22 protein-coding genes are annotated in these 25,450 nt (G+C 38.2%); 10 read left to right on the top strand and 12 right to left on the bottom strand.

The genetic code is table 11. From position 1 onward, the window contains the following. Positions 1-94 precede the first annotated feature (94 nt). Positions 95-565, top strand: a complete 471-nt coding sequence (locus ASF86_RS08315) for an AnBLUF65 family BLUF photoreceptors (protein WP_056481117.1) — start codon at positions 95-97, stop codon at positions 563-565. Here ASF86_RS08315 and ASF86_RS19630 read toward each other — a convergent pair whose 3' ends face one another. The 5 genes from ASF86_RS19630 to ASF86_RS08285 form a co-directional block, all read right to left on the bottom strand. Continuing rightward, positions 566-889, bottom strand: a complete 324-nt coding sequence (locus tag ASF86_RS19630) for a hypothetical protein (RefSeq protein WP_056481115.1) — start codon at positions 887-889, stop codon at positions 566-568. It abuts the gene before it with no gap. Between the two features lie 534 nt (positions 890-1,423). Beyond that, positions 1,424-2,029, bottom strand: a complete 606-nt coding sequence (locus tag ASF86_RS08300; RefSeq protein ID WP_056481111.1) for a LysE family translocator — start codon at positions 2,027-2,029, stop codon at positions 1,424-1,426. Between the two features lie 50 nt (positions 2,030-2,079). Then, positions 2,080-2,913, bottom strand: a complete 834-nt coding sequence (locus ASF86_RS08295; protein ID WP_056481109.1) for an AraC family transcriptional regulator — start codon at positions 2,911-2,913, stop codon at positions 2,080-2,082. A gap of 124 nt (positions 2,914-3,037) precedes the next feature. After that, complete coding sequence (locus ASF86_RS08290; protein WP_056481107.1) at positions 3,038-4,399, bottom strand: MATE family efflux transporter; 1,362 nt, start codon at positions 4,397-4,399, stop codon at positions 3,038-3,040. A gap of 49 nt (positions 4,400-4,448) precedes the next feature. After that, positions 4,449-5,885 (bottom strand): efflux transporter outer membrane subunit, encoded by a 1,437-nt coding sequence (locus ASF86_RS08285; protein ID WP_056481105.1) that lies wholly within the window; start codon positions 5,883-5,885, stop codon positions 4,449-4,451. Positions 5,886-6,012: 127 nt separating this feature from the next. Here ASF86_RS08285 and ASF86_RS08280 point away from each other — a divergent pair, with 127 nt between their 5' ends. From ASF86_RS08280 to ASF86_RS08265, 4 genes are all read left to right on the top strand, one after another. Further along, the gene (locus tag ASF86_RS08280; protein WP_004643418.1) at positions 6,013-6,633 is read left to right on the top strand and encodes a TetR/AcrR family transcriptional regulator; all 621 of its coding nucleotides are present in this window, start codon (positions 6,013-6,015) and stop codon (positions 6,631-6,633) included. Between the two features lie 82 nt (positions 6,634-6,715). Next, on the top strand, positions 6,716-7,840 hold the full coding sequence (locus ASF86_RS08275) for an efflux RND transporter periplasmic adaptor subunit (RefSeq protein WP_005039451.1): 1,125 nt from the start codon (positions 6,716-6,718) through the stop codon (positions 7,838-7,840). Beyond that, positions 7,837-10,902 carry an efflux RND transporter permease subunit gene (locus tag ASF86_RS08270; RefSeq protein WP_056481103.1) on the top strand — a complete coding sequence of 1,022 codons (3,066 nt, stop codon included), beginning with the start codon at positions 7,837-7,839 and terminating at the stop codon, positions 10,900-10,902. Before ASF86_RS08275 ends, ASF86_RS08270 begins: the two co-directional genes overlap by 4 nt. Before the next feature lie 39 nt (positions 10,903-10,941). Then, a complete protein-coding gene (locus ASF86_RS08265) occupies positions 10,942-11,748 on the top strand; it encodes an oxidoreductase (protein ID WP_056481101.1) in 807 nt (268 codons plus the stop codon). A 58-nt stretch (positions 11,749-11,806) separates the two neighbouring features. Here the strand turns inward: ASF86_RS08265 and ASF86_RS08260 are convergent, their stop codons facing one another. Further along, positions 11,807-12,181 carry a winged helix-turn-helix transcriptional regulator gene (locus ASF86_RS08260; RefSeq protein WP_013197269.1) on the bottom strand — a complete coding sequence of 125 codons (375 nt, stop codon included), beginning with the start codon at positions 12,179-12,181 and terminating at the stop codon, positions 11,807-11,809. A 109-nt stretch (positions 12,182-12,290) separates the two neighbouring features. On the opposite strand from ASF86_RS08260, the gene ASF86_RS08255 reads away from it, so the two are divergent. Continuing rightward, the gene (locus ASF86_RS08255; protein ID WP_056481099.1) at positions 12,291-13,040 is read left to right on the top strand and encodes an NADPH-dependent F420 reductase; all 750 of its coding nucleotides are present in this window, start codon (positions 12,291-12,293) and stop codon (positions 13,038-13,040) included. 124 nt (positions 13,041-13,164) lie between these two features. Here the strand turns inward: ASF86_RS08255 and ASF86_RS08250 are convergent, their stop codons facing one another. Both ASF86_RS08250 and ASF86_RS08245 read right to left on the bottom strand, forming a co-directional pair. Then, positions 13,165-13,638, bottom strand: coding sequence for a hypothetical protein (locus ASF86_RS08250; protein WP_004643411.1), 474 nt, complete (start codon positions 13,636-13,638; stop codon positions 13,165-13,167). Positions 13,639-13,756: 118 nt separating this feature from the next. Continuing rightward, complete coding sequence (locus ASF86_RS08245) at positions 13,757-14,842, bottom strand: hypothetical protein (protein WP_056481097.1); 1,086 nt, start codon at positions 14,840-14,842, stop codon at positions 13,757-13,759. Between the two features lie 242 nt (positions 14,843-15,084). On the opposite strand from ASF86_RS08245, the gene ASF86_RS08240 reads away from it, so the two are divergent. Then, complete coding sequence (locus ASF86_RS08240; RefSeq protein ID WP_005039467.1) at positions 15,085-15,708, top strand: TetR/AcrR family transcriptional regulator; 624 nt, start codon at positions 15,085-15,087, stop codon at positions 15,706-15,708. 16 nt (positions 15,709-15,724) lie between these two features. On the opposite strand, the gene ASF86_RS08235 is transcribed toward ASF86_RS08240, so the two are convergent. Then, the gene (locus ASF86_RS08235; RefSeq protein WP_056481095.1) at positions 15,725-16,744 is read right to left on the bottom strand and encodes an AraC family transcriptional regulator; all 1,020 of its coding nucleotides are present in this window, start codon (positions 16,742-16,744) and stop codon (positions 15,725-15,727) included. 107 nt (positions 16,745-16,851) lie between these two features. Between ASF86_RS08235 and ASF86_RS08230 the strand changes: the two genes are divergently transcribed. Beyond that, entirely contained in the window at positions 16,852-19,092 is a 2,241-nt protein-coding gene (locus tag ASF86_RS08230) for a fatty acid desaturase (RefSeq protein WP_056481092.1), read from the top strand. Positions 19,093-19,206: 114 nt separating this feature from the next. Here ASF86_RS08230 and ASF86_RS08225 read toward each other — a convergent pair whose 3' ends face one another. Continuing rightward, complete coding sequence (locus tag ASF86_RS08225) at positions 19,207-20,358, bottom strand: alpha/beta fold hydrolase (protein ID WP_056481090.1); 1,152 nt, start codon at positions 20,356-20,358, stop codon at positions 19,207-19,209. Positions 20,359-20,717: 359 nt separating this feature from the next. On the opposite strand from ASF86_RS08225, the gene gltS reads away from it, so the two are divergent. Beyond that, the gene (gene gltS, locus ASF86_RS08220) at positions 20,718-21,953 is read left to right on the top strand and encodes a sodium/glutamate symporter (RefSeq protein ID WP_056481087.1); all 1,236 of its coding nucleotides are present in this window, start codon (positions 20,718-20,720) and stop codon (positions 21,951-21,953) included. A 114-nt stretch (positions 21,954-22,067) separates the two neighbouring features. Continuing rightward, positions 22,068-23,894, top strand: a complete 1,827-nt coding sequence (locus ASF86_RS08215) for a monovalent cation:proton antiporter-2 (CPA2) family protein (protein WP_056481085.1) — start codon at positions 22,068-22,070, stop codon at positions 23,892-23,894. A 125-nt stretch (positions 23,895-24,019) separates the two neighbouring features. Here ASF86_RS08215 and ASF86_RS08210 read toward each other — a convergent pair whose 3' ends face one another. Together ASF86_RS08210 and ASF86_RS08205 are read right to left on the bottom strand one after the other, a co-directional pair. After that, positions 24,020-24,853: an SDR family NAD(P)-dependent oxidoreductase gene (locus tag ASF86_RS08210; protein WP_056481083.1), complete on the bottom strand. Its 834-nt coding sequence runs from the start codon at positions 24,851-24,853 to the stop codon at positions 24,020-24,022. A 50-nt stretch (positions 24,854-24,903) separates the two neighbouring features. Then, positions 24,904-25,281, bottom strand: a complete 378-nt coding sequence (locus ASF86_RS08205) for a DoxX-like family protein (RefSeq protein ID WP_056481081.1) — start codon at positions 25,279-25,281, stop codon at positions 24,904-24,906. Between the last annotated feature and the right edge of the window lie 169 nt (positions 25,282-25,450).

The raw sequence follows: 25,450 nt of genomic DNA, 5'->3' as shown, positions 1-25,450 counted from the left end.
GCTTAGCGTATGAAGAAATATAAATTATCAGGAATAGATATGTTAGATTGGAAAATCTTTAGATAAAGAAATTTTATATTTCACGGAATTGTTAATGAACGTTCGACTGTGTTATGCCAGCCAACGAAACGAAAAAAATGAAGATTTACTGCAAGATTTACGTGATATCCTAACAGAAGCTCGAAATTTCAATGACTTGAATCAAATTTGTGGCGTGCTCTATTATGCTGATAATGCTTTCTTTCAATGCCTAGAAGGTGAACAAGAGTTAGTAGAAAGATTATTTGAAAAAATTAAAAATGATCAAAGACACTACAATGTTAAATGGCTATGTACATATTCCATTGAGAAGAATTCTTTTCAGCGTTGGTCAATGAAATATGTACAGCGTAATACAAATATTGAATCTTTCTTTTTAAGTATGGGAGAAACTAGTTTTAATCCCACTCGTCTTGATGAGCATAATTTAAAAATTTTCTTAAATGAATTATTAATTGCTGAGCAAATCAAAATTAATACAGTTAAGAAAGTAGGTATGATTAAGCGTGGGGTGAACCCTTTCTAGCTATTTGGCTATCACCCCAATATGGATAGTCTTGAGTTTAGGAATGATTTTAGTCATAACAAGATAGACAATAATTGAACTTGCGAGCATCCATATCACTTCTAAACTTTGGCTAATAACAAACATTGCCCAGTAAAAAAAGCTAAATAAGGCAAGACATAGTCCGCTACCTTTGAAATACCAAGTAATAAATATTCCAAAAAGTGCAGAAGAGAGCAGAAGGTTGGTTGTTTCGTTCATTCCTAGGTAGTTAAAGAAAATAATCAGTAAGCATAAAGCTAACATTGATAGTAAATATACAAATATATTTTTTGCAATAAACATTTTCTATATCCTATCTGATGACTAAAAAGTTATCTTTCCTCTGTTTCCAGAGGAAAGATAGTACATATTAATTTTTTGAGATTCTTTTTCTATTATTAGGAGTTTTTATATTAATAAAGATAATGTTACCGATTCTCCAGATCTCTTCATTAATATTCAGCTTTCTATTTAATAGTAAAGAGTGCTTATATGTACTGAAATTAATTATAGGAAAAACAATTGCTTATGGTGTAGGTTTTGGCTTACATGGTTGTGAGAAATTGCCTACATTTGTTCAGAAAATAGACAAAATTTACAGAATAATATTTAATATAAGTTTATATTTAACAATGGCTTATTTGGTTTTTCTTTTAGGTTGATTTTTACATAAATAACAAAAAGTAACATGTGTTTTAGGGAGCATGTTTCTCAAAATAAAAAATATTAGGTCATTAAATGAATATTCAGTAAAAAGTTATTTTATGAAATTATAAGAATAAGTATTTTTTAATATAGAAAATTATTAATAAAAATTTATATGACCTAATTTATGCATTAAAAAGTAGATAGGGTTGGTAACCATACAGAGATGAGTAGTGTTAGCGCCATCATTTTATTAAAAATGTTCATATGCTTTGTTTGTGAAAATAATCGATTGCTTAGCCTGCCTGCTAAGGCCCATATGTAAAGGCAAGGAATAGCTATAACGAAAAAAATGAAGGATAAAATTGAGACATTTATCCAGATATCTTGCCCTTGTTTTGTGTAGACACTAATCACTGCAAAAGCCATCATCCATGTTTTAGGATTAATTGCTTGCATGAAAAAGCCAGTAATGAAACCAACCGGACCTTTTTCTTTGTCTTGTTGGAAATGAATAATAGGATTGTATTTATATAATTTCCAAGCCAACGAAGTTAGCCAGATTAAACCAATGAGTGTCATTATTTTTTGAATAATTGGGTAAGCCAGAAGGGTTGAACCCATTCCAATGCCAACGATGAGCACAAGTAGGGCAGCCCCAATACAAGAACCTAAAATGACAGGAAACGTTTTAGAAATTTTATAACGGCTACTTAAATTTAAAATTATAAAATTAGTTGGACCGGGAGTAATTGAGGCAACAATAGCAAATAATGAAAATGCAGTGAGGTTTTCCATCTTGTCTACTTGAGTTAATAGGGAGAGATAAGATGAAATAATTAAGATTTTTAATCTTGAAGATTTGTGCAGATTTTTCTATAGGCAGCAGGTGTTAATCCATAGCAGCGCTTAAACCAGCGACTTAAATGACTTTGGTCAGCAAAGCATAAATCTGAAGCAACTTGTGCGGGAGATATGCTTCTGGCGAGTAAATCACGCGCTCGTGTAAGTCTGAGTTGAATGAGATATTGATGAGGTGCTAAATGAAAAGTTGCTTTAAAAATGCGGTGAATATGATATCGGTCTAGGCCTATCATGCGAGCGATGTCTTCAAGCCCTATATCTTCAAATAGATGATCATGCAAAATATCTCGGATTTGGTATGCAATTCGAGGCGTGTGAGTACAAGACGATTGGTGAGCTTTTTTTAACCATTTTCCTTGTGCGATATACTGAATAAGTAGGTCTAGACTATTATCTTTGACAATATTCATTTCTTTGTAATGCAGGTGCTGGAATGCTTGAGAAGTAATAATAGCGAGCTGTTCATCTGACTTTAATGGTGCATCAATCACTAACTCGTAGTGATCAGGGCTGTTATGAAATAAACCTTGGATACGTTGCTTTAACCAGTCTGGATGTAGGTAGAGCATTTGGTAGGTAAAGCCATCAGATGCAGGAGCATGTCCATCATGGATTTCTTCTGGTTCAAGCATAAAGACTTGCCCAGCATGACTATTGATTTGCTTTTTACGACAGTGAAATTGTTGAATGCCGGATTCAGTTACACCAATTAAATAGCTTGAATGCCAGTGGGGATCATAAGCATGACCAGTAAAATGGGCACGGATTGTTTCAATACCTGTATTGGTATCTTTTGAAATATCCACCCAGTTACCCATAAGAATCCACCCATAAATTTTTAAGTTTTGCCCTTAGAACGGTACAAAAGAGGTGAGTGTAGTTCTAGAAGATTTGTGCAAAATCTTTAAGAAAATTGAGCAATTTTTTGAACTCAATGCAATTTTATCTATGGATAAAATTTACCAAGCAGGACACCAAACCAAATATCAAAGCACTCAGGCCAATAACTTGAAAGAAAGTTGATAAACTTGCATCAAAATATAGAACAGCGATACTTCCGAGAACAGCTGCAATAATCATTCTGATGGTACCAGCTAAGATAGGGCCTAATAATCGTTTTGAACCTTGGCCTGCAAAATAAAGTGCCATACCTATACCTATTGCTCCGTAAAAAGGCGCAACATGCTGCAAGTAATTTTTTCCAGTCTGAAGGACAGATGGATCATGACTGAAAAAACCAAGCCAAATGGAAGGAAAAATACTAAAGAAAAGTCCTATTGAGCCAGTGATAAGGAATGTAATAAAAACCCCGATCCATGTGATACGACGTGCTCTTTGAAATTGCCCAGCTCCATAATTAATACCTACCATGGTCATGATTGCTGAGCCGATACCGAACATAAGGGGAACTTGCACGTAATCTAGTCGGGAAGCAATACCGTACCCCGCGATTGCATCAGAACCAAATTGACCAACTAAGGTTGTTACGATGACAACAGTTAAATTGAGTTGAATTATTCCAATAGCAGACAGTGAACCAATACCAAGAATATCTTTGAAGAACTGAAAATTGATAGGCTTGATCGATAATTTGATAATGCTATGCGTTGTTCGCATGTGCCTAATTAAGCATATGATGGAAAAAATATAATAACTTAAGACAGCGAGCCCAGCTCCAGCTACACCCAATGAGGGAATGAATCCCCAACCAAAAATGAAAATAGGTGATAGGGGTAAAAGTAGTACCCCACCTAGAAGCGTTATGCGGGCCGGAGTTTTTGTATCACCTGCACCACGTAATGCGGCTGAGAGTAGGGCTACAGCCCATATAAGGGGGGAACCTATAAAAATAATATTGGAATATTTTAGGGCTGCATCTAAAGCTAAGCCAGTAACGCCCATTAAGTGATATATCATCTGGGCTGAGGTGAGCATAACAATACTAAAAACTCCTCCCAAAATGCCAGCAAGAATTACACCATGCCAGACAAGGGATTGGGCATCTTCTGATCGACCTGCTCCAGAAGCCCGAGCAATTGCTGAAGCTAGTCCTCCACCAAATCCACCATTCGCTAGCATTTGCATGAGCATAAGAATAGGGAACACTACGGCTACGCCAGCTATTACATCCGTTCCTAGAGAGCTAACAAAATATGTTTCTAGTAATCCAATCAGGGTTTGTACAAGCAGAACAGCTATGGTGGGTAACGCCAGTTTTAGCATTACTTGGGGAATGGGTCCGTTTAAGATCGCATGATTTAAATCATGTGTATTTAACGGCTGGCGTACTGATTGTTCCCGCATAATAATTCTCGCTTTATAAACTGCTTGCTATAGAGGCAATAGGGGTGTTTCAAAATTTTTGAGGTTGCCAGCCGCCACCCAGTGATTTATAAACTGCAACAGCAGCAAGGGCTGAATCGGTTTGTACCTGTACTTTTCTATCTGTGAATTGCAAAGCACTTGAATCTGCTTGTAATACTTCTATTCGACTGTTAATTCCTTTTTGATAGGCAATTAGAGCGATTTTCTGCGCATGGTGTAGCGCATTTTCACCATCTTGAAGTGCTACGAGTTGTTCTTGTCTTTTAGATAAAGTTGATAATGAGTTCTCTACATCTTCCGCTGCATGTAAGACGGCTAATTGGTAGGCTGTAAGCTTTTCGGCTTCTTGTCCCTTAGCTAAGCGAATTTCTGCATTAATTCGACCAAAATCAAATAAACGCCAACGTAAGCCTAATAAGCCAGCAGCCTGATTGGCTCCACTTGAAAATAAGTTTCCACTTGCTGTGGTTGCGCTACCTATCAAACCGCCTAAAGAAACCTTTGGGTAATATTCTGCAATCGCACTGCCAATACGTGCATTTGAAGCTGCCAGTTGCCTTTCAGCCATGATGAGATCTGGTCGTCTACGTAAAAGATCGCGGGGTGTTCCTGTTTCTGTAATGTTAGGAATAACAGGAATTGGTTTTAGTTCTGTTAGTTCTGCTCGGTGAGTTCCTGGTACGGTTCCAAGCATGACGTCGAGTGCATTCATGGCAATGTCTAGATTCATTCCAAGTGCGGGAACTACGGCTTGAACTTGAGCAACATTCGCTTTAGCTTGTTTGACCTGAAATTCAGATGCCAATCCTTTGCTATATAAAAGTTGAATAATTGAAAGAAGTTTTTGTTGCGTTTGTAATTGTTGCTGGGCAATGTCTAATCGAGATTGTAATCCTCGAATATTAATATAAAGATTTGCTGTTTGCGCTGCGACCATTAAACGAACTGCTGATGCTCCTGCATTCGAAGCCTGATAGTTTGCTAGAGCACTTTCACGGTCTCTTCGAAGGCCTCCGAAAATATCTAATTCCCAAGTGGCACTTAGGTTTGCCTCATAAGAACTACCATGTCGGTCAAAATTAGGTATTGAATTTAAAACTTGCCCCAGTGGAGTTTCAACGGATTGGTAAGCTTTAGCTGCTTGTGCGTCAACAGTACCTATTGGGCGTAAAGAAGCATTGACTGCCGATAAGCCTGCTTGAGCTTGAGTCACACGGGTATGTGCTTGGGTCAGATCCAGATTTTGTTTTAATGCTAATGTGACATATCGAGTAAGTTGAGGGTCATTAAAACTTTTCCACCATACTTCAATATCTGCTTTGGTTTCGTCACTTGGTGAGTTTAAGCGAGCGCCAAGATATTGCTCGGGTAGAGATATACTAGGACGTTTATAATTAGGACCTACGGTACAAGCAGCAAGAATGCTGGTGAGTATTGGTAGGAGAACGATAGATCTAGATAACATATTTTCCCCAAGGCGAGATTTTGAACAATGGTTTAATTGTGACTATAATACAATTTAGTCACTTGTTGTCAATATCAGGGGTCAAGAGTTAAACTATAACTTTCACACAAAGGTTTAAATTGAAAATATGAGTAAAGAAAAAAGTAGTTATCCTGTTTCAAAGCGAGGACCGGAAGATCATGAGGTAAGGGACCAAATCGTGGTTGCTGCTACAGAGCATTTCAGCCGCTATGGTTATGAGAAAACTACAGTTTCTGATCTTGCAAAATCTATAGGCTTTTCTAAAGCTTATATTTATAAATTTTTTGAATCTAAACAGGCAATTGGCGAGATGATATGTGCCAATTGTTTGCGTGAAATTGAAGATGAAGTTAATGCTGCCATTCAAGAAGCTGAATATCCTGCTGAAAAATTGAGAGTGCTGTTTAAAGTAATTGTGGAAGGGAGCCTTCGTTTATTTTCTCAAGATCGTAAGCTCTATGAAATTGCAGTTTCTGCAGCCTCTGAGAAATGGGATGCTACGGTTGCTTATGAAAATCGAATTCTTAAAGTACTACAAAATATTATTCAAGAAGGTCGTCAAACTGGTGATTTTGAAAGAAAAACACCAATTGATGAAGCAGTTAAGGCTATTTATTTAGTTATGAGACCTTATCTACATCCATTACTTTTACAACATAGTATTTCATATAACGCTGATGCTCCAGTGTTGCTTTCTAGTCTTGTGCTGAGAAGTTTATCGCCATAATAAATCTGTGACTATTGACTAAATTGGTCACTTGATTAAAAATGAGTCTCCTGATTAATTTCTTCAAGGGGGGGACTCTAATATGCGTTATCGTCGCCTTATTCCATTTGCTGCAATATATTTATTTCCTTTTTTCTTGCTAGGTTGTGCTGAAAATACACAATCTGACCCCCGTACTTCGGCACCATTAGTACGAGTCGCAACTGTGCAAGAAGAAATTACTTCTGACTCAAGAGCATTTACAGGCACGATAGGCGCACGGGTAGAAAGTGATCTTGGTTTTCGTGTCTCTGGCAAAGTAATCAAACGGTTTGTTGAAGCTGGTCAGACGGTAAAACGCGGACAGTTACTGATGCGTATTGATCCGGTTGATTTGGAACTTGCAGCCAAAGCTCAGCAAGAAGCTGTAGGCGCAGCCAAAGCACGTGCTGAACAAGCAGAAAAAGACGAAGCTCGATATCGTGATTTGCGTGGAAGTGGGGCTATATCTGCTTCCGCCTATGATCAGATTAAGGCAGCAGCAGATACGGCGAGAGCACAACTAAGTTCAACGCAAGCTCAAGCTAAAGTCGCATTAAACGCCAGTCACTATGCCGACTTAACAGCCGATGGTGATGGCACAATTATGGAAACACTGGTTGAACCGGGGCAAGTTGTAAGCGCGGGTCAAACAGTAATTCGTTTAGCTCATTCTGGTCAAAGAGAAGCAGTTATTCAGCTTCCCGAGACTTTACGCCCTGCAATAGGAGCTATTGGTCAAGCCACTCTCTTTGGTAAAGAAAATATCAGTGTCCCAGCTAAGCTTAGACAGTTATCAAATACAGCAGATCAGCTCACTCGTACTTTTGAAGCACGTTTTGTATTAGACGGAGATTTGGCAAACGCTCCTTTAGGTTCAACCGTCACTGTACGTATTGGAGCTCAAAATCAGAGTTCTCAACATTTTTTACAAGTACCGATTGGTTCACTACTTGATAAAGGAAAGGGAGCAGGAGTATGGGTAATTAATGGAAAAACTCAGAAAGTAACGTGGCGTTCTGTTGTTGTAAAACAGGTTGATGATGAATATGCGTATGTAACTGGCAATATTCAGAGTGGAGATCAAATTGTTGCTCTAGGTGCGCATTTACTTCGAGAAGGCGAGTTGGTCCGTATTGCATCACAGGCAAATAATCCTTCAATTGGAAATGAAGGAGGACACTCATGAGTGAGAAAGGTTTTAACCTGTCAGCTCTTGCTGTTCGTGAACGGGGTATCACTCTATTCCTGATTTTTCTAATTTCAATTGCAGGTATTGTTGCATTTTTTAAGTTAGGTCGAGCTGAAGACCCAGCCTTTACAGTTAAGGTCATGACCATTGTGACTGCTTGGCCCGGTGCAACTGCACAAGAAATGCAAGATCAAGTTGCTGAAAAAATCGAAAAACGGATGCAGGAGCTGCGTTGGTATGATCGAACAGAAACCTATACAAGGCCTGGGCTAGCTTTTACGACACTAACCTTACTTGATAGCACACCTCCATCTCAAGTTCAGGAGGAGTTTTATCAAGCGAGGAAGAAAGCAAATGATGAAATGAGCAATTTACCTTCAGGGGTAATTGGGCCACTTGTTAATGATGAATATGCAGATGTGACCTTTACTTTATATGCTTTGAAGGCAAAAAATGAAGCACAAAGATTGTTGGTGCGTGATGCAGAAACGATTAGACAGCAGCTACTTCATGTCCCTGGGGTAAAAAAGGTCAATATTATTGGCGAGCAACCTGAACGTATCTATATTGAATTTTCACATGAGCGCTTGGCAACACTAGGCGTAAATCCACAAGATGTGTTTGCTGCACTTAATAATCAGAATGTACTTACTCCAGCTGGTTCTATTGAGACCAAAGGTCCTCAAGTTTTTGTTAGATTGGATGGTGCTTTTGATAAGTTACAAAAAATTCGAGACACACCTATAACTGCTCAAGGTCGTACCTTGAAATTGTCAGATATTGCGACTGTTAAACGTGGTTATGAAGATCCTGCAACATACATTATTCGTAATGATGGAGAACCTGCTTTATTGCTAGGTGTAGTCATGCGTGAAGGGTGGAATGGATTAGATCTTGGTAAAGCATTAGAGAACGAAGTTGGCTCAATCAATGAAGATTTACCCCTTGGTATCAGCTTAAATAAGGTGACCGATCAAGCGGTAAATATTAGCTCGTCGGTAAATGAGTTCATGATTAAGTTCTTTGCAGCATTACTTGTGGTGATGTTTGTAAGCTTTATCAGCATGGGATGGCGAGTTGGACTTGTTGTTGCTATGGCTGTACCACTCACATTGGCTATTGTTTTTGTGGCGATGTTGGCAACGGGCAAAAACTTTGACCGAATTACACTGGGTTCTCTTATTCTTGCCTTAGGACTCTTGGTTGATGATGCCATTATTGCCATTGAAATGATGGTCGTCAAAATGGAGGAAGGCTTTAGCCGAATAGCTGCATCTGCTTATGCATGGAGCCACACCGCAGCACCTATGCTTTCTGGAACATTAGTCACAGCTGTTGGATTTATGCCAAATGGCTTTGCCCGATCTACGGCTGGTGAATATACCAGCAATATGTTTTGGATTGTCGGCATAGCCCTTATTGCTTCATGGATTGTTGCAGTCGTTTTTACACCTTATTTAGGTGTGAAGATGTTACCTGATTTTAAAAAAGTCGAAGGTGGGCACCATGCAATTTATGACACCCCCCGATATAACCGTTTCCGTCAAATTCTTGAACGTGTGATTGCGCGTAAATGGCTTGTTGCTGGTAGTGTTATCGGATTATTTGTTTTGGCAATAGGCGGAATGACATTGGTGAAAAAACAATTTTTCCCAATCTCTGACCGACCTGAAGTACTTGTTGAAGTACAAATGCCTTACGGTACATCGATTACGCAAATTAGCGCTGCTACAGCCAAAGTTGAAGCTTGGTTATCTAAGCAAAATGAAGCAAAAATTGTGACATCGTATATTGGTCAAGGCGCTCCTCGGTTTTATTTATCGATGGGACCTGAGTTACCAGACCCATCCTTTGCCAAAATTGTGATACGAACTGACAATCAAGAAGAACGGGAAGCCTTAAAACATCGCTTAAGACAAGTTGTTTCGAATGGGCTTGCTTCTGAGGCGCAGGTACGTGTTACACAACTGGTCTTTGGACCATATTCACCCTATCCAGTGGCTTACCGTGTGACAGGGCCAGACCCAGAAAAATTGCGTGTAATTGCAGCTCAGGTTCAGCATGTTATGAATGCTAGCCCAATGATGAGAACTGTAAATACCGATTGGGGAACTCGTACACCAGCCCTCCATTTCACATTACAGCAAGATCGCCTACAAGCAGTTGGTCTCACCTCAGCTTCAGTGGCACAGCAACTACAATTTTTCTTAACAGGTATTCCGATAACATCTGTGCGCGAAGATATTCGTACAGTACAAGTTGTTGCTCGTTCTGCGGGTGATATAAGACTGGATCCTGCAAAAATTGGTGATTTCACACTCACTGGGGCAAATGGACAACGTATTCCTCTGTCACAAATTGGCAAGATTGAAGTGCGGATGGAAGAGCCTGTCATACGCCGTCGAGATCGCGTACCAACAATAACCGTTCGTGGAGATATTGCTGAAGGATTGCAGCCACCAGATGTATCTACAGCAATTACCAAACAGCTTCAGTCAGTTATAAAAAATCTACCAAAGGGCTATCGCATCGTTGAAGCGGGTTCTATTGAAGAGTCGGGTAAAGCCACTAAAGCCATGCTTCCTATTTTCCCGATCATGTTGGCAATGACTTTGCTCATTATCATTCTTCAGGTGAGATCTATAGCTGCAATGATTATGGTGTTTCTCACCAGTCCATTGGGATTAATCGGTGTGGTACCGACGCTTCTATTATTCCAGCAGCCTTTTGGTATCAATGCCTTAGTTGGGTTGATTGCATTGTCTGGAATTTTAATGCGAAACACACTCATCTTGATTGGTCAAATTCAGCAAAACAAGCTAGCTGGACTCGATCCTTTGGATGCGGTTGTGGAAGCAACAGTACAACGTGCCAGACCCGTCATATTAACAGCTTTGGCTGCTATTTTGGCTTTTATTCCTCTGACTCATTCGGTGTTTTGGGGAACGCTAGCTTATACATTGATTGGTGGAACACTGGCTGGAACCATTTTAACTTTGGTTTTCTTGCCGGCTATGTACTCAATCTGGTTCAAAATCAGAGTCAAACCAACAGCTTAATCATCAGATTCTTAAGTTTAAAAATTATTCGGAGTTCATATGTCAAACTCACAAGTAGTGGTAATTACCGGTGTTTCATCAGGAATTGGTCAAGTCACAGCAGAAAAATTTGCTAAAAAAGGCCATAAAGTATTTGGAACAGTCAGAAATAAAGTCAAAGCCCAACCTATAGAAGGGGTTGAGCTCATTGAAATGGATGTGTCTGATGAGGACTCTGTCCAACTTGGGATTCATTCTATTATTGATAAGGCTGGGCGTATTGATATCTTAATTAATAATGCTGGAGCAAGCCTGACTGGGGCAATAGAAGAGACCTCTATAAAAGAAGCAGAATTTTTATTTAATACGAATGTATTTAGTATTCTCCGTACGATACAAGCGGTATTGCCATATATGCGAATACAACATTATGGAAGAATCATAAATATTAGTTCGGTATTGGGTTTTCTCCCTTCACCTTATATGGGGGTATATTCTGCAACTAAACATGCGGTTGAAGGATTATCCGAATCTTTAGATCACGAGCTTCGTCAATTTGGGATTCGCGTGACATTGGTGCAACCTTCTTTCACCAAAACCAATCTAGATAAAAACGCACCTGTAGTAAGTTCTAAAATTCCTGAATATGACAATGAACGTAATTTAGCTACACAGGCTATATCGAATCAGATTAATCATGGATCCCAACCGGATAATGTTGCAGATACGATCGTTACAGCGGCATTGAATGATTGGCAAATGCGTCGTACACCATCTGGACAAGCGTCTTTGTTAAGTAAGTTACGTCGCTTCATGCCAAGTGGCCCTGTTGATAAGAGCATTAGAAAGACTTTTGGTTTGAAATAACTTATTTATTATTTTTAATATTATAAAATCTAAGCATAAATTTTATGCTTAGATTTTATTACTTTGAGTCGCTATTTAATTTTTGATTTTTAAATTCTGCCCATTCAATAAGTGCTTCCATTGAAGGACCAAGTGCTAATCCTATTTCACTAAGCTCATATTCAACTTTAGGGGGAACTTGTGGATAAACAGTACGTTTAATAATCCCATCTTGTTCTAATTGTTTAAGCTGCTGAATCAACATTTTCTGATTAACACCTTCGATAAGTTTTTCTAATGCAGAGAAACGTAGGGGTTGTTTAGCTGCAAAAAGTTGACAAAGGATAATTATTTTCCATTTTCCTTCAATAGCTTTAAGGGCTTCAGAGGTGATTTTTGCCCATACTATCCGCTGTTGAGGATCTTCACAATTCCAGTCACGTGCTGCTTTCATACTTACCTTTTAGGAATATACTTACTTTTTTGTGTGTACTTCCTATTATCTCAGCTTGTCTTTAAACTTAAAAGTGTTAACTGTATTAAATTTCTCAAAAGGCTGATATATGAAAATAGGTATTGTTGGAGTTGGTAATATTGGAAAGACCCTTGCACGTCTTTTAAAGGAAGCAGGTCATACTATATATGTTGCGAATTCTAGAGGTGTGGACGGGGTAAGAAAAATTGCGGATGAAATAAACGTAGAAGCAGTCGATATATATGGAGCTGTTAATTCTTCAGATGTTATTATTTTATCAATTCCTTTCCCAGCTATAAAAGAATTACCAACAGATTTATTTTACTCAGCAGCTACAGACAAAGTAATTATAGATACCAGTAATTATTATCCTGATTTCCGTGATCCGCATATTAAAGAAATTGATGATGGAATAACAGAAAGTGTTTGGGTATCCAAGCAGATTAATCGTCCTGTTATTAAAGCTTTTAATAATATTTTAGCTTATTCACTTGCAGAATTAGGCCAAGTTGAAGGAAGTAAAAATAGATTAGCGATAGCTGTTGCTGGAGATAGTGTACCTTCAAAAGATGTTGTTATGAGCCTTGTTAATGACATAGGTTTTGACCCTGTAGATGCAGGAAGTTTGGAAGATTCTTGGAGACAACAACCATGTACGCCAGCATATTGCTGTGATTATGATCAGCAAATGATGAGGAAAGGACTCGCTATTGCTCAAAAAGGAGAGGCTCAAAAAAAGCGTGATCGTTTACCTGAACTCTTCTCAAGCTTAGGGGCTAATCCAACGCATCAGGATATTGTTCAAATGAATCGAGATTTAAATCCAATACTCGATTAACTTTTAAAGATTATTTTCTAAAACTTAATTTTATAAATATAAAGGGCTTATTTTTTATAATGATTAAATAAGCCTAATTGTTTGAATTAATAAAAATTCTCTATTTAATCGAGTCTGGTGGTAACTATCTAAGAATTAAAAATTTATTGGTAGTAAAGTTTTGAATAAATAAAGATTTTTTAAGAGGGCAGATTAATGCTTTTCGATTCATGATTCCATAAATTAAATATACATACTCTTGCGATGAACCAACTAATGCAAAAAGTTGATCTTGCTGATCAATACCAATAAGAATTTCATTGGTTAATTTTAACATATCAAAAGGTGAGGCATTTTTCTTGGCCTCAACAGATATATTGAAATTTTCAAAAGTTTTCTTGATATCAAGTAATGAATAATAGAAATTTTGCTGATTTCGTTGAGCTTGCAAATAAACAGCAATACGTTCTATATCTATTGGTTTATTGTGTTTTGCAGCAACTGCTGAAGCAAGAATAAAAGAAATATTTGAAGTATTTGAGTCTATTGAGCCCACTTTAAGTTTAGAAATAGAACTCTGGATATTATCAGGTATATGTTTGACGGAAGCTGAGCACATATTTATTGACCTATAGACTGTGGTAGCTTGGGATGTATTCAGCCCTGCTAATAGTGGTATGAAAACCATGAGTTGTTTTAATTTAAGCGTCATATAAAAGCTTGTATAAAGTTTTTACTTAGCAAAACTTTAAGTTCCCGTAGCAGTTTTTGATGCCTATCTGTCCAGAGTCAATAGGATTAATAATTAACTCTCTACCAACTAATCCTCCTAATGCCTCGCCAAGTCCTACATCAATCCGCTGTTGTGTTTCGATATCAGTAAGTATAACTTTCGGTAAGGAAAGCCACCATCCAGGTTGAGCAGCTACAGTATTTTCGAAGCTACCAGAACTTATTTTTTGCCACTGGATAGCTTGTTTTTGTAAGGATAGTGATGTGTCACTAGTAGGAATTGTTCCTGCTGCATCCTGAGCTAGTAAAATTTCATGGAAACCAGACAGAGGATAATCTTTTAATGTGGCATTACTGAGAGTTAAACCTAAAGGTAGATCTAAGAGACCTAATACTCTTAGTGGACCAGTTTTAGCGACTACATTATCCAGCGTTGCTGATGTAGAGCGGTTAAGAATAAGCGGTTTGTTATAATCATTAATATGTGCTTCTGTAGAGATCAATCCATTTTCAATCACTACATTCTTCAGAACAGTATTCGTAAGTGTTAAATTCAAATCACCAGATAAAGAGTTAATTCCTGCTATGTCATCATCTAATGTTGTTAAATCTGTATTTGATCCTAATCCAAGTTTGCCTAATATGCCTAATGCCCCAAGGCGAAAACCAACAATTTCTCGAGTAGAAGCACTGTCCGGCGATTTGATAGCAAACTCGATAAAAGGATTAGTAATAACGGCATCTGATCCTGCATAGCTACCATTTACGGGGAGGACACCTGCTAAACTAATATTTTCAATATCAATGTCACAACCCACTCCTTTAGTCCCACCGCAACCTAACTGTAAACTTTTAATATTTGCATTTAACTCTACTTGTGCTTCCATTTCGAGACGATAAAACCCTACATCTGTATTTGGATTACCATTTTGATTAGCTGCAATATTGGTTAGATTAAATAATGCTTGACCAGTTACACTAGCTAAACTCTTATCATCTAAGAGGTTGAGTTCTGCTTTCACAAGTGAACTGACCAACATCAATGGTATTGTAAATAACAAAGCCTGTTTTATACTTCTAAAATTGTTCATATCAGTTCCTTTGCTTAAAGATGATTTAGCTCAAAGGAAAGTTTGCATTTCTTTATAAGCTCAATACTCTTTTGTTTTCATAGGCCTAGTATTATTAATGTCCTTTCCTAGGCAATATGGATATTTATAAGCAGCTCTATTGAACGGGAATTATGATTTGCTCTTTTGTGTGAATTAAACAACAATAAAGCATAATGTGTTCAGTGCACACATTATGCTTATAATATGTGCGCGGTGTCAACATGTCTTCTATACAATCTCAAAAATCAAATTATCATCATGGAAATGTGCGTGAAGAATTATTAGATGCAGGATTAGCTCACCTAAAAAATAGTGATGCCGAGAGCCTTAGTTTTCGAGAAATGGCGAGACAAATTGGGGTAAGCGGAAATGCGGTATATCGGCATTTCGAAAATAAAGAGAGCTTTTTAGCAGCATTGGCAGCAAAAGGATTTCAGCTCTTGCAAGAGGAGCAAAGCCAAACGTTGCAAGATGCTAATTCTCATCCAGAGGCGTTAAAATTATTTGGTTTAGCTTATATTAACTTTGCAAAAAATAATCGAAATCTCTTTGCCTTGATGTTTAATCCTGACTTACAAAAGAATGAAGCACTTGAGTTAAAAGAGGCAGTGGGTAATACATATACTCAGTTACATCAACTAACTGCTTCAATATTAGGTGCGGATGAAAATGACGCTCAAGTTGAAGTATTAGCAATGTTGAGTTGTAGCCTTGTACATGGCCTATCTCATCTTTTATTAGAAGGGCGTTTAGCTGAATCAGAAGAAAAAGCGAATAATTTAGTCTTATTAATTATGAATTATGCTACGAGTTTGCTTACTGGAGCTGGCGTGGATAAGCATTAAAATATTAAATATAAATTTATTTTTGCCACCTAAAATTTCGGGGAGAAATGCCTTTCCAACGTTTAAAGGCTCTGGAAAATGCTGAAACTTCGGAATAACCCAATTGAATGGCAACTTCTTCAACTGTTAAATTGGTGGTTTTGAGTAAGTCTTCGGCTAAGTCTTTACGAATGTCATCTATAAGCTGTTCATATGTAACTCCTTCAATTGCGAGATGACGTTGTAATGTTCTGAGGTTGACCTGAAGATGGGCTGCCATTTCATCAATTCTGGGCATTTGTGAGGGTTGTTGGAGTAAAATATTTCTGACCTTTTGGCTATAGCTGCCTAGAGAACTTCTTCGCGTCCAAAGTTGTTGGCATTCTTCTTCATATCGTGCACGAATAAATGGGTCTGCTTGAGGTAATGGTAAATCAAGCAAACTGCTTTCAAAGATAATACAGCTACGTGGTTGATTAAATTGAATTGGATATCCCGTTAATTCGGGAAATTTATCGGCATACACAGGTGCAGGTAAAGCAATATTAATGCTCATTACAGGAAACTGTATAGGCAAGACATCTCGTTGAATTGATATAACAGTTATAAGATCTCTTTCAACCAGAAAACACGCTAAATCATCAGGTAATTGACTATGATCAAAAATCAGTAATGTATATATATCTTCCTGAATAACTTCTAAATTGCAAAAAATAGAACTAAGTTGAAAGTATCGCATAGCAAAATGTAAAGCTTCTTTCATTGTCTGACTACTAAGAATGGCAAAACCCCATGCACCAAATGTGGTTGTATGGTGCCTTAGACCTGCTTCTATACTCAAGGGAAGTGTAGGATCTAGTAGTTTAAGTAAATTTCGAATAACTAAAAATTCTTGTTCTGCTTTTACCTCAAAGTTAGGTTGCGACAAATCATCCAAAGAAATATGCGTGTTTTCAATACAACTTTCAGGTGTTAAACCATATTGCTGACCTATCATAAGCAATATGCGAATAGCACTGATACTGCGAGGAAAATCCCAATATAATTGTATAGACATGCTTTATGTGTCATGAAATGTCAAGTTTGGTAGTATAAAGTCATTCTGCTAATGTTCAAAACTTTATATCTTTTCGGATAGGATCAAATCCGATAGGGATATATAAAATGCTAAATAATAAAGACGGCAAGCACGAAAGTTTAACAGCAGCTTTAAAAGCTTTATATGATCAAACTAAAGCAAAAGTTGGTGATGCAGACCTAGAACATATCAGAAATGTTGCCGCTTACTCTCAAGCTATTAAAGCGCGTAGTAATGAGTTGATTCAACAAGGTGGAAAACCTAATGCCATAATGCGTGGCGCGATATTAGGTGCATTGCATACATTACTTGAGTTTTCTGAACTTGGTCATAACATCATGCATGGTAGTTATGATCATTTGCCAAATGCAGGTTCTTTCCATTCTGAACGTTGGGTTTGGAATTTTATGGTGGATCCTTATGAATGGCGTGTGATGCATCATCAAAATCACCATCCTTTTACTAATATCGTTGGCGTAGACCATGATTTGGGATATTCCTTTTTACGTATTAAGCCAGGCCAGCCATGGTATGGTCACCATACTTTGCAACTTCCACTGTTATGGGTTTTATTATTAACAACACCTAATCTTGTATTTTCTTTATTTACTGGAGCATCAGCCGCTAAAACAGAAGGGCGTAAAGTACTTAGTCGAACCACCATTGAACAAACCTTAAAACTGACAAAAAAATATATTGCTCAGCATTTTTGGAAAGATCCTCTTTCGGTTTCTCCTCATCGGATATTGCCGACATTTTTTGGAAATTATCTGAGTACAGTTTTGGGCTATGATTTGACGGTTGCAGTCTTATTTCTAGAACACCATTCACCGAATGTTGAGTTATTTAGTGACCCAGGATTGAGTGAAACAGAAGAAGAGTATTTTCGCCGTCAAATTTTAGCAACGAGTAATTTTACGCCTTATGCCCAACTTGATAATTATTTTAAAACATTGTTGGAAGAGGAAGTTAAATTCGATAATCCACCTAAATTTGATGTGTTTTATGGTGGATTGGACACCCACTTAGAGCATCATTTATTTCCAGACCTACCATGTAATCGTCAAAGAGAAATCCAGCCCTTTGTTAAAGAAATCTGTTTGCAGCATGGCTTACCTTACAATGTTATGTCTCTTGAAGATGTTGTGCCAGATATGATGGTCAATGTACTCAAATTGGCGAGTCCTGTAGGCGAGCAAGAAAGAGGAAATTTTTTTAAAATACTAAAAAGTCCTAAGGAGTTATTACGTCGAGTCGTATATGGAGCCCAATATAAACTGCCAGATAACATGACGTATTTAAATAAGCCTCGTTTTTATAATGTACCTGTTAAGGTCCTTGCTGTTTTTCCGCAAGCAGGAAATCAGGCATTAATGATACGTTTTGAAAAACCTCAAGGATGGGAGAGCGTAATTTGGGAAGCTGGTGCATTTATTTCCGTACGGGTGGAAGTCGAAGATGAAAGTCTGGTTCGACAATATAGTTTGTTAAGAGACAGTCACGAGGCTGATAATTGTTTGGAAATTGCCGTCAAACGTGTAGAGGGCGGACGTGTTTCGAATTATATCAATGATCATATTAAGAAAAATTCACATATGATTTTGGTAGGAGTACCGCAGGCCTCTCCCGATTTTGTTCTGAAAGAAGTACCTAAACAGATCGTTTTCCTTGCGGGTGGTGTTGGGATTACACCAATTTTGAGTATGTTACGTAAGGCACGACGTGAAGCTCCACATAGCCAAGTTAAGTTACTTTATTTTAACCGTAATGAGAGATCTATTATTTTTGAACATGAATTACGTGAAGTTGCCAACTTATCTGGTTTTGATGTGCATTTTATATGTAATGAGATAGACCCTAATTATCCAATTTCAGGGCAAATGTATCAGGCGAAACTAAGTGCTGAATTACTAGCTAAAGTTGTTCCCGATATAACAGCACATGAAGTGTATGTTTGTGCTCCACCAGGATTTATTACTGCCTCAAAATCTATGTTACTGGATTTAGGATTACCTGAAATACAATTTCATACAGAGAGTTTTACCCCTCCGGTAGTAGAGCACCCAACTGATGGTAAAGATCATGTTATCCAGTTTGCACGGAGTGGTATTGAGATTGTGGTTGATGGCGGGACAACGCTATTAGAAGCTGCACGTTTGGCTGGCGTTAATATTCCATCGGGATGTGAAAGAGGGTTATGCCGTGCTTGTGTCTGTAATAAGCTACAAGGTGTTACTACTTTAGATCAATACAAGGCACAACCAGATTTACGAATTACCACCTGTAACAGTTTGCCTCGTTCGGATAAGTTGGTACTGGATATTTAACATCTTTGAGTATGGAATTATTAATTTTTACTTTAAAGCTTAAGAGTTAATCACCGCAATAATACAAACCAGCGTATGGCTTGCTACGCTGGTTCCCGATATTGTTTAAACGAACTAACCTGAACGCTCAACTAACCAAGTACTTATTTCAGGCCAAACCGCCGTAGGTGCTTGGCTTCCGGAAACAACACCCATGTGTCCACCCGGTACGACCTTAAACGTTTTATCTTGGCTGCTAATTAAATCCATGAGTGGCTTAACAGCATCAGTGGTCACAATAATGTCCGTACTACCACCCAGTGCTAACACCGAACATTCAATATCTTTTAAATAGGCTGTAAGTTCACCGAATTTCACTACACCGTTGGATAATTCATTATCAATCCAGAAACGAAGGATGATGTCACGCATGACTCCACCCGGATACGCCAGCATGTTGTCGATAAATGAACTAGAAGTTGCGTGGTCAATAATAAATTCTCGGTTATCGAGATTTTTAAAAAGTTCCCAATACGTTTTTAGATTTCCAATCGGGTCAGTTAATTTAAAGCCCAGTGTGTTTTGCCATCCATGAATATGAAATGCCTTACTTGGCACATGGTGGCGAATACGAAACGGCGTATGTTTGCGAACCCATTGGGCAGGTTTGGTTAAGCTGCCATAGAGTTTGCCCATATATCCGGCTTTATGCGTATCGATAGGGGAAGCTAAAATAATTAAGTTTTTAATATCTTTGTCTTTAAATAATGCGGTATAGCAGAGTGATAGTGCACCGCCTAAACTCCAGCCATGTAAAGAAAGCTGTTGTTGACCACTGTGCAAGCGGACCTGTTTTAACATTTCAGGCATAAAGACTTTAATGTAGGTGCCGAAATTGTATTTTGCTTGGTGTCGGGTGGGTACGCCCCAGTCAATTAAATAGACATCAAAACCTTGTGCTAAAAAGAAGCGGACAAAGCTGCGTGTAGGAAACAAATCATAAATGAGCATGTTCACTGCCAATGGCGGAACGATAACTAACGGTACGCGGTGTTTAGGTGTAGAGGTATTCGTCTCATTTCTATAATGCCGTAAGCTAATAATTTCATGCTTATAAATCACGTCAAATGGCGTTTTTCCTGATAAGGCAATTTGAGGACCTCTAAAAAATAGATCCGATGCATTGATCAGCATGTGAGGTATTTTTTGACCAGCACGTGTCTGAAGAGATTTTTTAATGGACTGTAGCTGTGGAACGTTCTGTCGAACTTTAAGCAATAAACTCATTGAACATAAAACCTATAAAGATGTTGCCCAGAACAATAACGAGCTGGTCTTTTAAGGATATTAAAGGGAATGAGAGCGAAGTTCAGTGACTTAAAAGACAGGATTTTTTGCTTAAGGTATCAAGGGGTAATTATTTCTAATTAATAATATTTTATGTTAAATATTTGAAATTAAATAATTAAATTAATTGTAGGGGTAATTTTGTATAAAATATTTAAAAATTTAAGTTTTTCTTAAGAATCGTGAAAATTGATTGCTAGGGTAATTTTGTAAAGTTTATTTGTGTTTTTTTTACATATTAAAAAATAAAATATAATTATTTTACAATCCGTTAGGAATGTAATTAGAAAGTAGTATATATGGAATTTGTTTTTAATGGTTTTTATACACTAATTTCGGCGGTCATCGTTCTATTATTGGGCCGCTTTTTTGTTAATCGAATTGATTTTTTAAAACGCTACAATATTCCCGAACCTGTAGCAGGCGGTTTAGTTGCTGCGGTCGTCTCGCTACTTGTCCATACCATATGGGGATATAGCATTGTTTTTAGTAGCGAATTGCAAACCAGCTTTATGCTCGTATTCTTTGCTTCTATTGGTTTAAGTGCCAATTTTATGAAGCTTAAAGAAGGCGGTATGGCTTTGGTTATCTTCTTAGTCTGTGTAGCGTCTTTCATTGTGGTGCAAAATGCGGTAGGCATGAGTCTTGCAACGTTGCTTGGTCTTGACCCACTCATTGGCTTAATTGCCGGTTCTATTACCTTAACAGGTGGTCACGGTACAGCCGGAGCTTGGGGTGAAATTTTAGAAACTCAGCATGGTATTCAGGGTGCTTTAGCTTTAGGAATGGCGAGTGCGACTTTTGGTTTAATTATTGGTGGTGTGATTGGTGGCCCGTTAGCCAAATTGCTTATCAATCGTTATAGCCTTGCTCAACCAAAAACTAATGCTGAAATCCAACAGCGTGATGGTCATGTTGAACAAAATTCGGATGACCTTGCACCGTTTGAAAATCCTCATCAAGTTCGTTTAATTACAGCCGACAATGCAATTACTACATTGGGTATGTTCGCAGCGTGTTTGGCATTTGCTGAATTTATGACAGGCTTTAGTAAAGGTACTTGGTTTGAGTTACCAACCTTCGTTTGGGCATTGGGTGGCGGTGTAATTTTAAGAAACATCTTAGAAAGCGTCTTAAAAATTGATATTTTTGACCGTGCGATTGATGTTTTTGGTAATGCCTCATTATCACTTTATTTAGCAATGGCATTGCTTTCATTAAAGCTTTGGCAACTTGCAGATTTGGCTGGGCCACTTGTGGTGATTTTGGGTGCTCAAACCATTACGATGGCGTTATATGCTGCCTTTGTGACCTTCCGTGTGATGGGTAAAAACTATGATGCAGCAGTGTTGTCAGCAGGGCACTGTGGTTTTGGTATGGGCGCAACACCAACAGCAGTTGCAAATATGCAGGCGATTACGAACATGTATGGACCATCGCATAAGGCATTTTTAATTGTTCCGCTTTGTGGTGCATTCTTTGTCGATTTAATTAATGCAACGGTTATTCAGCTCATGTTGAAATTTGTTGTTTAATTAAAAAAAAGCCCGTCAGGGCTTTTTTTATGGATTCTTTTTCTCAAAACTAATAATCGCCCTTAAACATAGTTTCACATAGAATAAATTGCAGATAAATAAAATGAGAAATGTATGAGCGAAGAAGCACATTCAATTAGCTTGGTTGCCCCCGTAGTTTTATTGGCAGCGGCTGTCATTGCAGTCCCTATTTTTAAACGTATTGGCTTAGGTTCAGTATTAGGTTATTTAATTGCGGGTCTGATTATTGGCCCATTCGGTTTTGCCTTTTTTCAAGATTCCACCGCAATTTTACATATTGCCGAGTTGGGAATTGTGATGTACCTATTTCTGATTGGTTTGGAAATGCAGCCGTCACATTTATGGAGCCTTAGACGCGAGATTTTTGGCCTTGGCACACTACAGATCATCATTTGCGCACTGGCTTTGACTGGCGTCGGGCTGTTATTTGGTTTTACATGGCAAGTTGCTTTTATTGGTGCAGCAGGGTTTGTATTAACGTCGACTGCTATTGTGATGCAGTTATTGGGCGATCGCGGTGACTTGACCCAACCTCGTGGGCAAAAAATTGTAGCCATCTTATTATTTGAAGATTTACTGATTGTACCATTGCTCGCTATTGTTGCTTTTATGGCACCTAATCATGTGGTCGAAAGCACATCTGTACGTTTAGAAAATATAGGCATTGGTTTAATCGCAATTGCAGGTCTCATTGCGGCAGGTTATTGGTTACTTAACCCATTATTTAGACTCTTGGCTGCGGCTAAAGCCCGAGAAGTCATGACTGCCGCTGCCTTATTGGTTGTGTTGGGTGCAGCGTTGCTCATGCAAGTCAGCGGTTTGTCCATGGCGATGGGAGCTTTCTTAGCGGGTGTGCTTTTATCTGAATCAACGTTTAGACATCAAATTGAAGCTGATATTGAACCATTCCGAGGAATCTTGTTGGGCCTGTTTTTCCTTGGGGTTGGCATGTCATTGGATTTATCAGTGGTTGCTAAAAACTGGCAGCTCATTGTCAGTGGCGTAATTGCCCTCATGCTTGCCAAGGCTCTCATGATTTATATTGTCGCCCGAATAACTAAAAGCCCTCATACTGAAGCGTTGGACCGTGCCTTACTCATGGCTCAGGGCGGAGAGTTTGCCTTTGTACTTTTCTCTGCTGCATTAAGTGCCCAAGTCATTGACGGTACAATTAAATCTAATCTTACCGCTATTGTTGTGCTTTCAATGGTGTTGACTCCAATTGTCGGTATTATTTTTAAACGGTTTACTCAATTTAAAGCGAATGTTTCGTTAGAAAACGTCAATATTGCCGAGGGTTTAAGCGGTAGCGTTTTAATGATTGGATTTGGGCGTTTTGGACAGGTCACCAGTCAATTATTATTGGCAAGAGGCGTAGATGTCACCATTATTGATAATAATACGGACATGATTCGAAACGCTGAAAAATTTGGTTTTAAAATTTATTATGGCGATGGCTGTCGCTTAGATATTCTACATACTTCTGGTGCTGCAACAGCACAAGCGATCGTGGTGTGTGTAGACAGTAAGGAAACGACCAATAGAATTGTAGAACTCGTCACACATGAATTTCCTTTAGCGAAATTATTAGTCCGTTCATATGACCGTGAGCACTCACTGCATTTAGTCAAACAAAAAGTAGACTTTATGATCCGTGAAACGTTTGAATCTGCGATTAAGTTTGGGGGAGTAATTTTACAAGAACTTGGTGTGGATGAAGACGAAGTAGAAAGAATTACTGAGGAAATTCGAGATCTTGATAATGAGCGCTTTGAAACTGAAATCGCAGCAGATGACGTAAATGCGGGAGTCGGTATGCAATATACACATACGCATCCACGACCAACAGCACCATTGATTCGACCAAAACGGGAAGGGCGGATTTTAAATAAAGAAGATAGCTCAGATAACGATTCTTGATGAGTATAAAGTACAGTAAAAGCTCTCTTTAGAAGAACTTTTACTGAACAATAAATCCGATGTGCCTATCAATCAAACCATCTTAACTGAGTGAGATTAGATTTTTAGTCACATTATAAGCCCGACTACAAATGCTCTAAGGCTGTGCCTTTAACGGGGTTTCTACGCCAGTAATAAGGTTGCAAAAATCTAAGAAAAAGCTTCCACGGCGTGATCCAAGCGATGCGTCGGTTGGCTTTTTTGTTTTGAATAATTTGTTTTGCTAAATACGCACAAACAACTTCTGGCGGGTCAATCACAAAGAAAAATAACCGTTTCATCTTTTTCCAGTTTTGGATGTTGCCATTGGTCCAAGAAGAAACTAACAGGTCTGTTGCGACCATGCCCGGGCTGAGTGTGCCAGTTAAAATTGGAGTCGATTTTGTTTCTTTATAAAGTGCTTTACTGAAATAACTTACGGCTCGTTTTGTGGTTGCATAAGGCGTCATGCCTGCACTCCATTCGCCGTTGCTTCCCCATCCTTCCATATTAAAGATTTGACCATAACCTTGGTTAAGCATGCCTTTTAAAGCGACTTGCGAACCCAACATCGTGCCTAAAATATTAGTTGAAACAGCCGCGTTTAACTCTTCTGGCTGAAGGTTGATAAAGTCTTTCGTTGGGTGGCAGCTTCCTGCATTATTAATCCACACATCGACTTGCCCAAAGCGCTCAATTGCACCATCCCATAGGGTTTGCACATCAGACACTTGAGTTACATCGCAACACAGACCAATGAATTTTTCTTTATTGAAATGAGTTTCTAAATGAGAAAGAGCCTGCTTAAGATGCTCAGGGTTACGTCCAGCAATGACAACAGAACATCCAAGATCTAAAAAAGCATGGGCAAGGGCTAAACCAATACCTTTTGTACTGCCTGTAATGACCACACTGCAAACTTCGGTTTTGGGTAAACTCATTGCACTCTCTATATAAAATCTTTAAAAATAGTTAAATGAATGGCTGTAAGTTAATTTTGCTCACTTAATAAGATGAGATAGACAATAGATAAACTTATCATCGAAAGATTCATTACGATAGGGTTGTAGGGCAAGATCAGGGTAGAGGGTATTAAAAAACCAATTAAAAGAAGCAGTCCAAGCAAACCCAAAATGCTTAAATAATGAATATATTTATGTGCAGTAAATAGAAAACATAAACCAAAAATCATTTCAGCTATTCCACTTGCATGGCCTGCAAGTTTTGCATGTTCAAGTGATAGCCCTAGCCATTGCCATACAAAAATTTCATCAGAATTAAGAAATAGAAATTTTGGAACGAGACCTTGATAAAACCATAAAAAGACTAGCACAAGGTTTATAAATTTGAAGATATTAATATTTTTCATTGAAATTACTTTAAGAGTTTAAAATGTATATAATTTCATATTCATTCTGGTAGGGCGAAAGGGGGACGCTTTATGCGTGCCAGCTGCTAGATGATTGGTCTGTCAACCCTCTTTCGTTTTGCCACCATCTATAATAATTACATTATAGATTTGTAATGTGTTTGCCTAT

Origin of the sequence: Acinetobacter sp. Leaf130, from assembly GCF_001423205.1 — a bacterium.
GTDB lineage: Bacteria > Pseudomonadota > Gammaproteobacteria > Pseudomonadales > Moraxellaceae > Acinetobacter > Acinetobacter calcoaceticus.
This window is presented reverse-complemented; position numbering and strand designations above follow the sequence as displayed.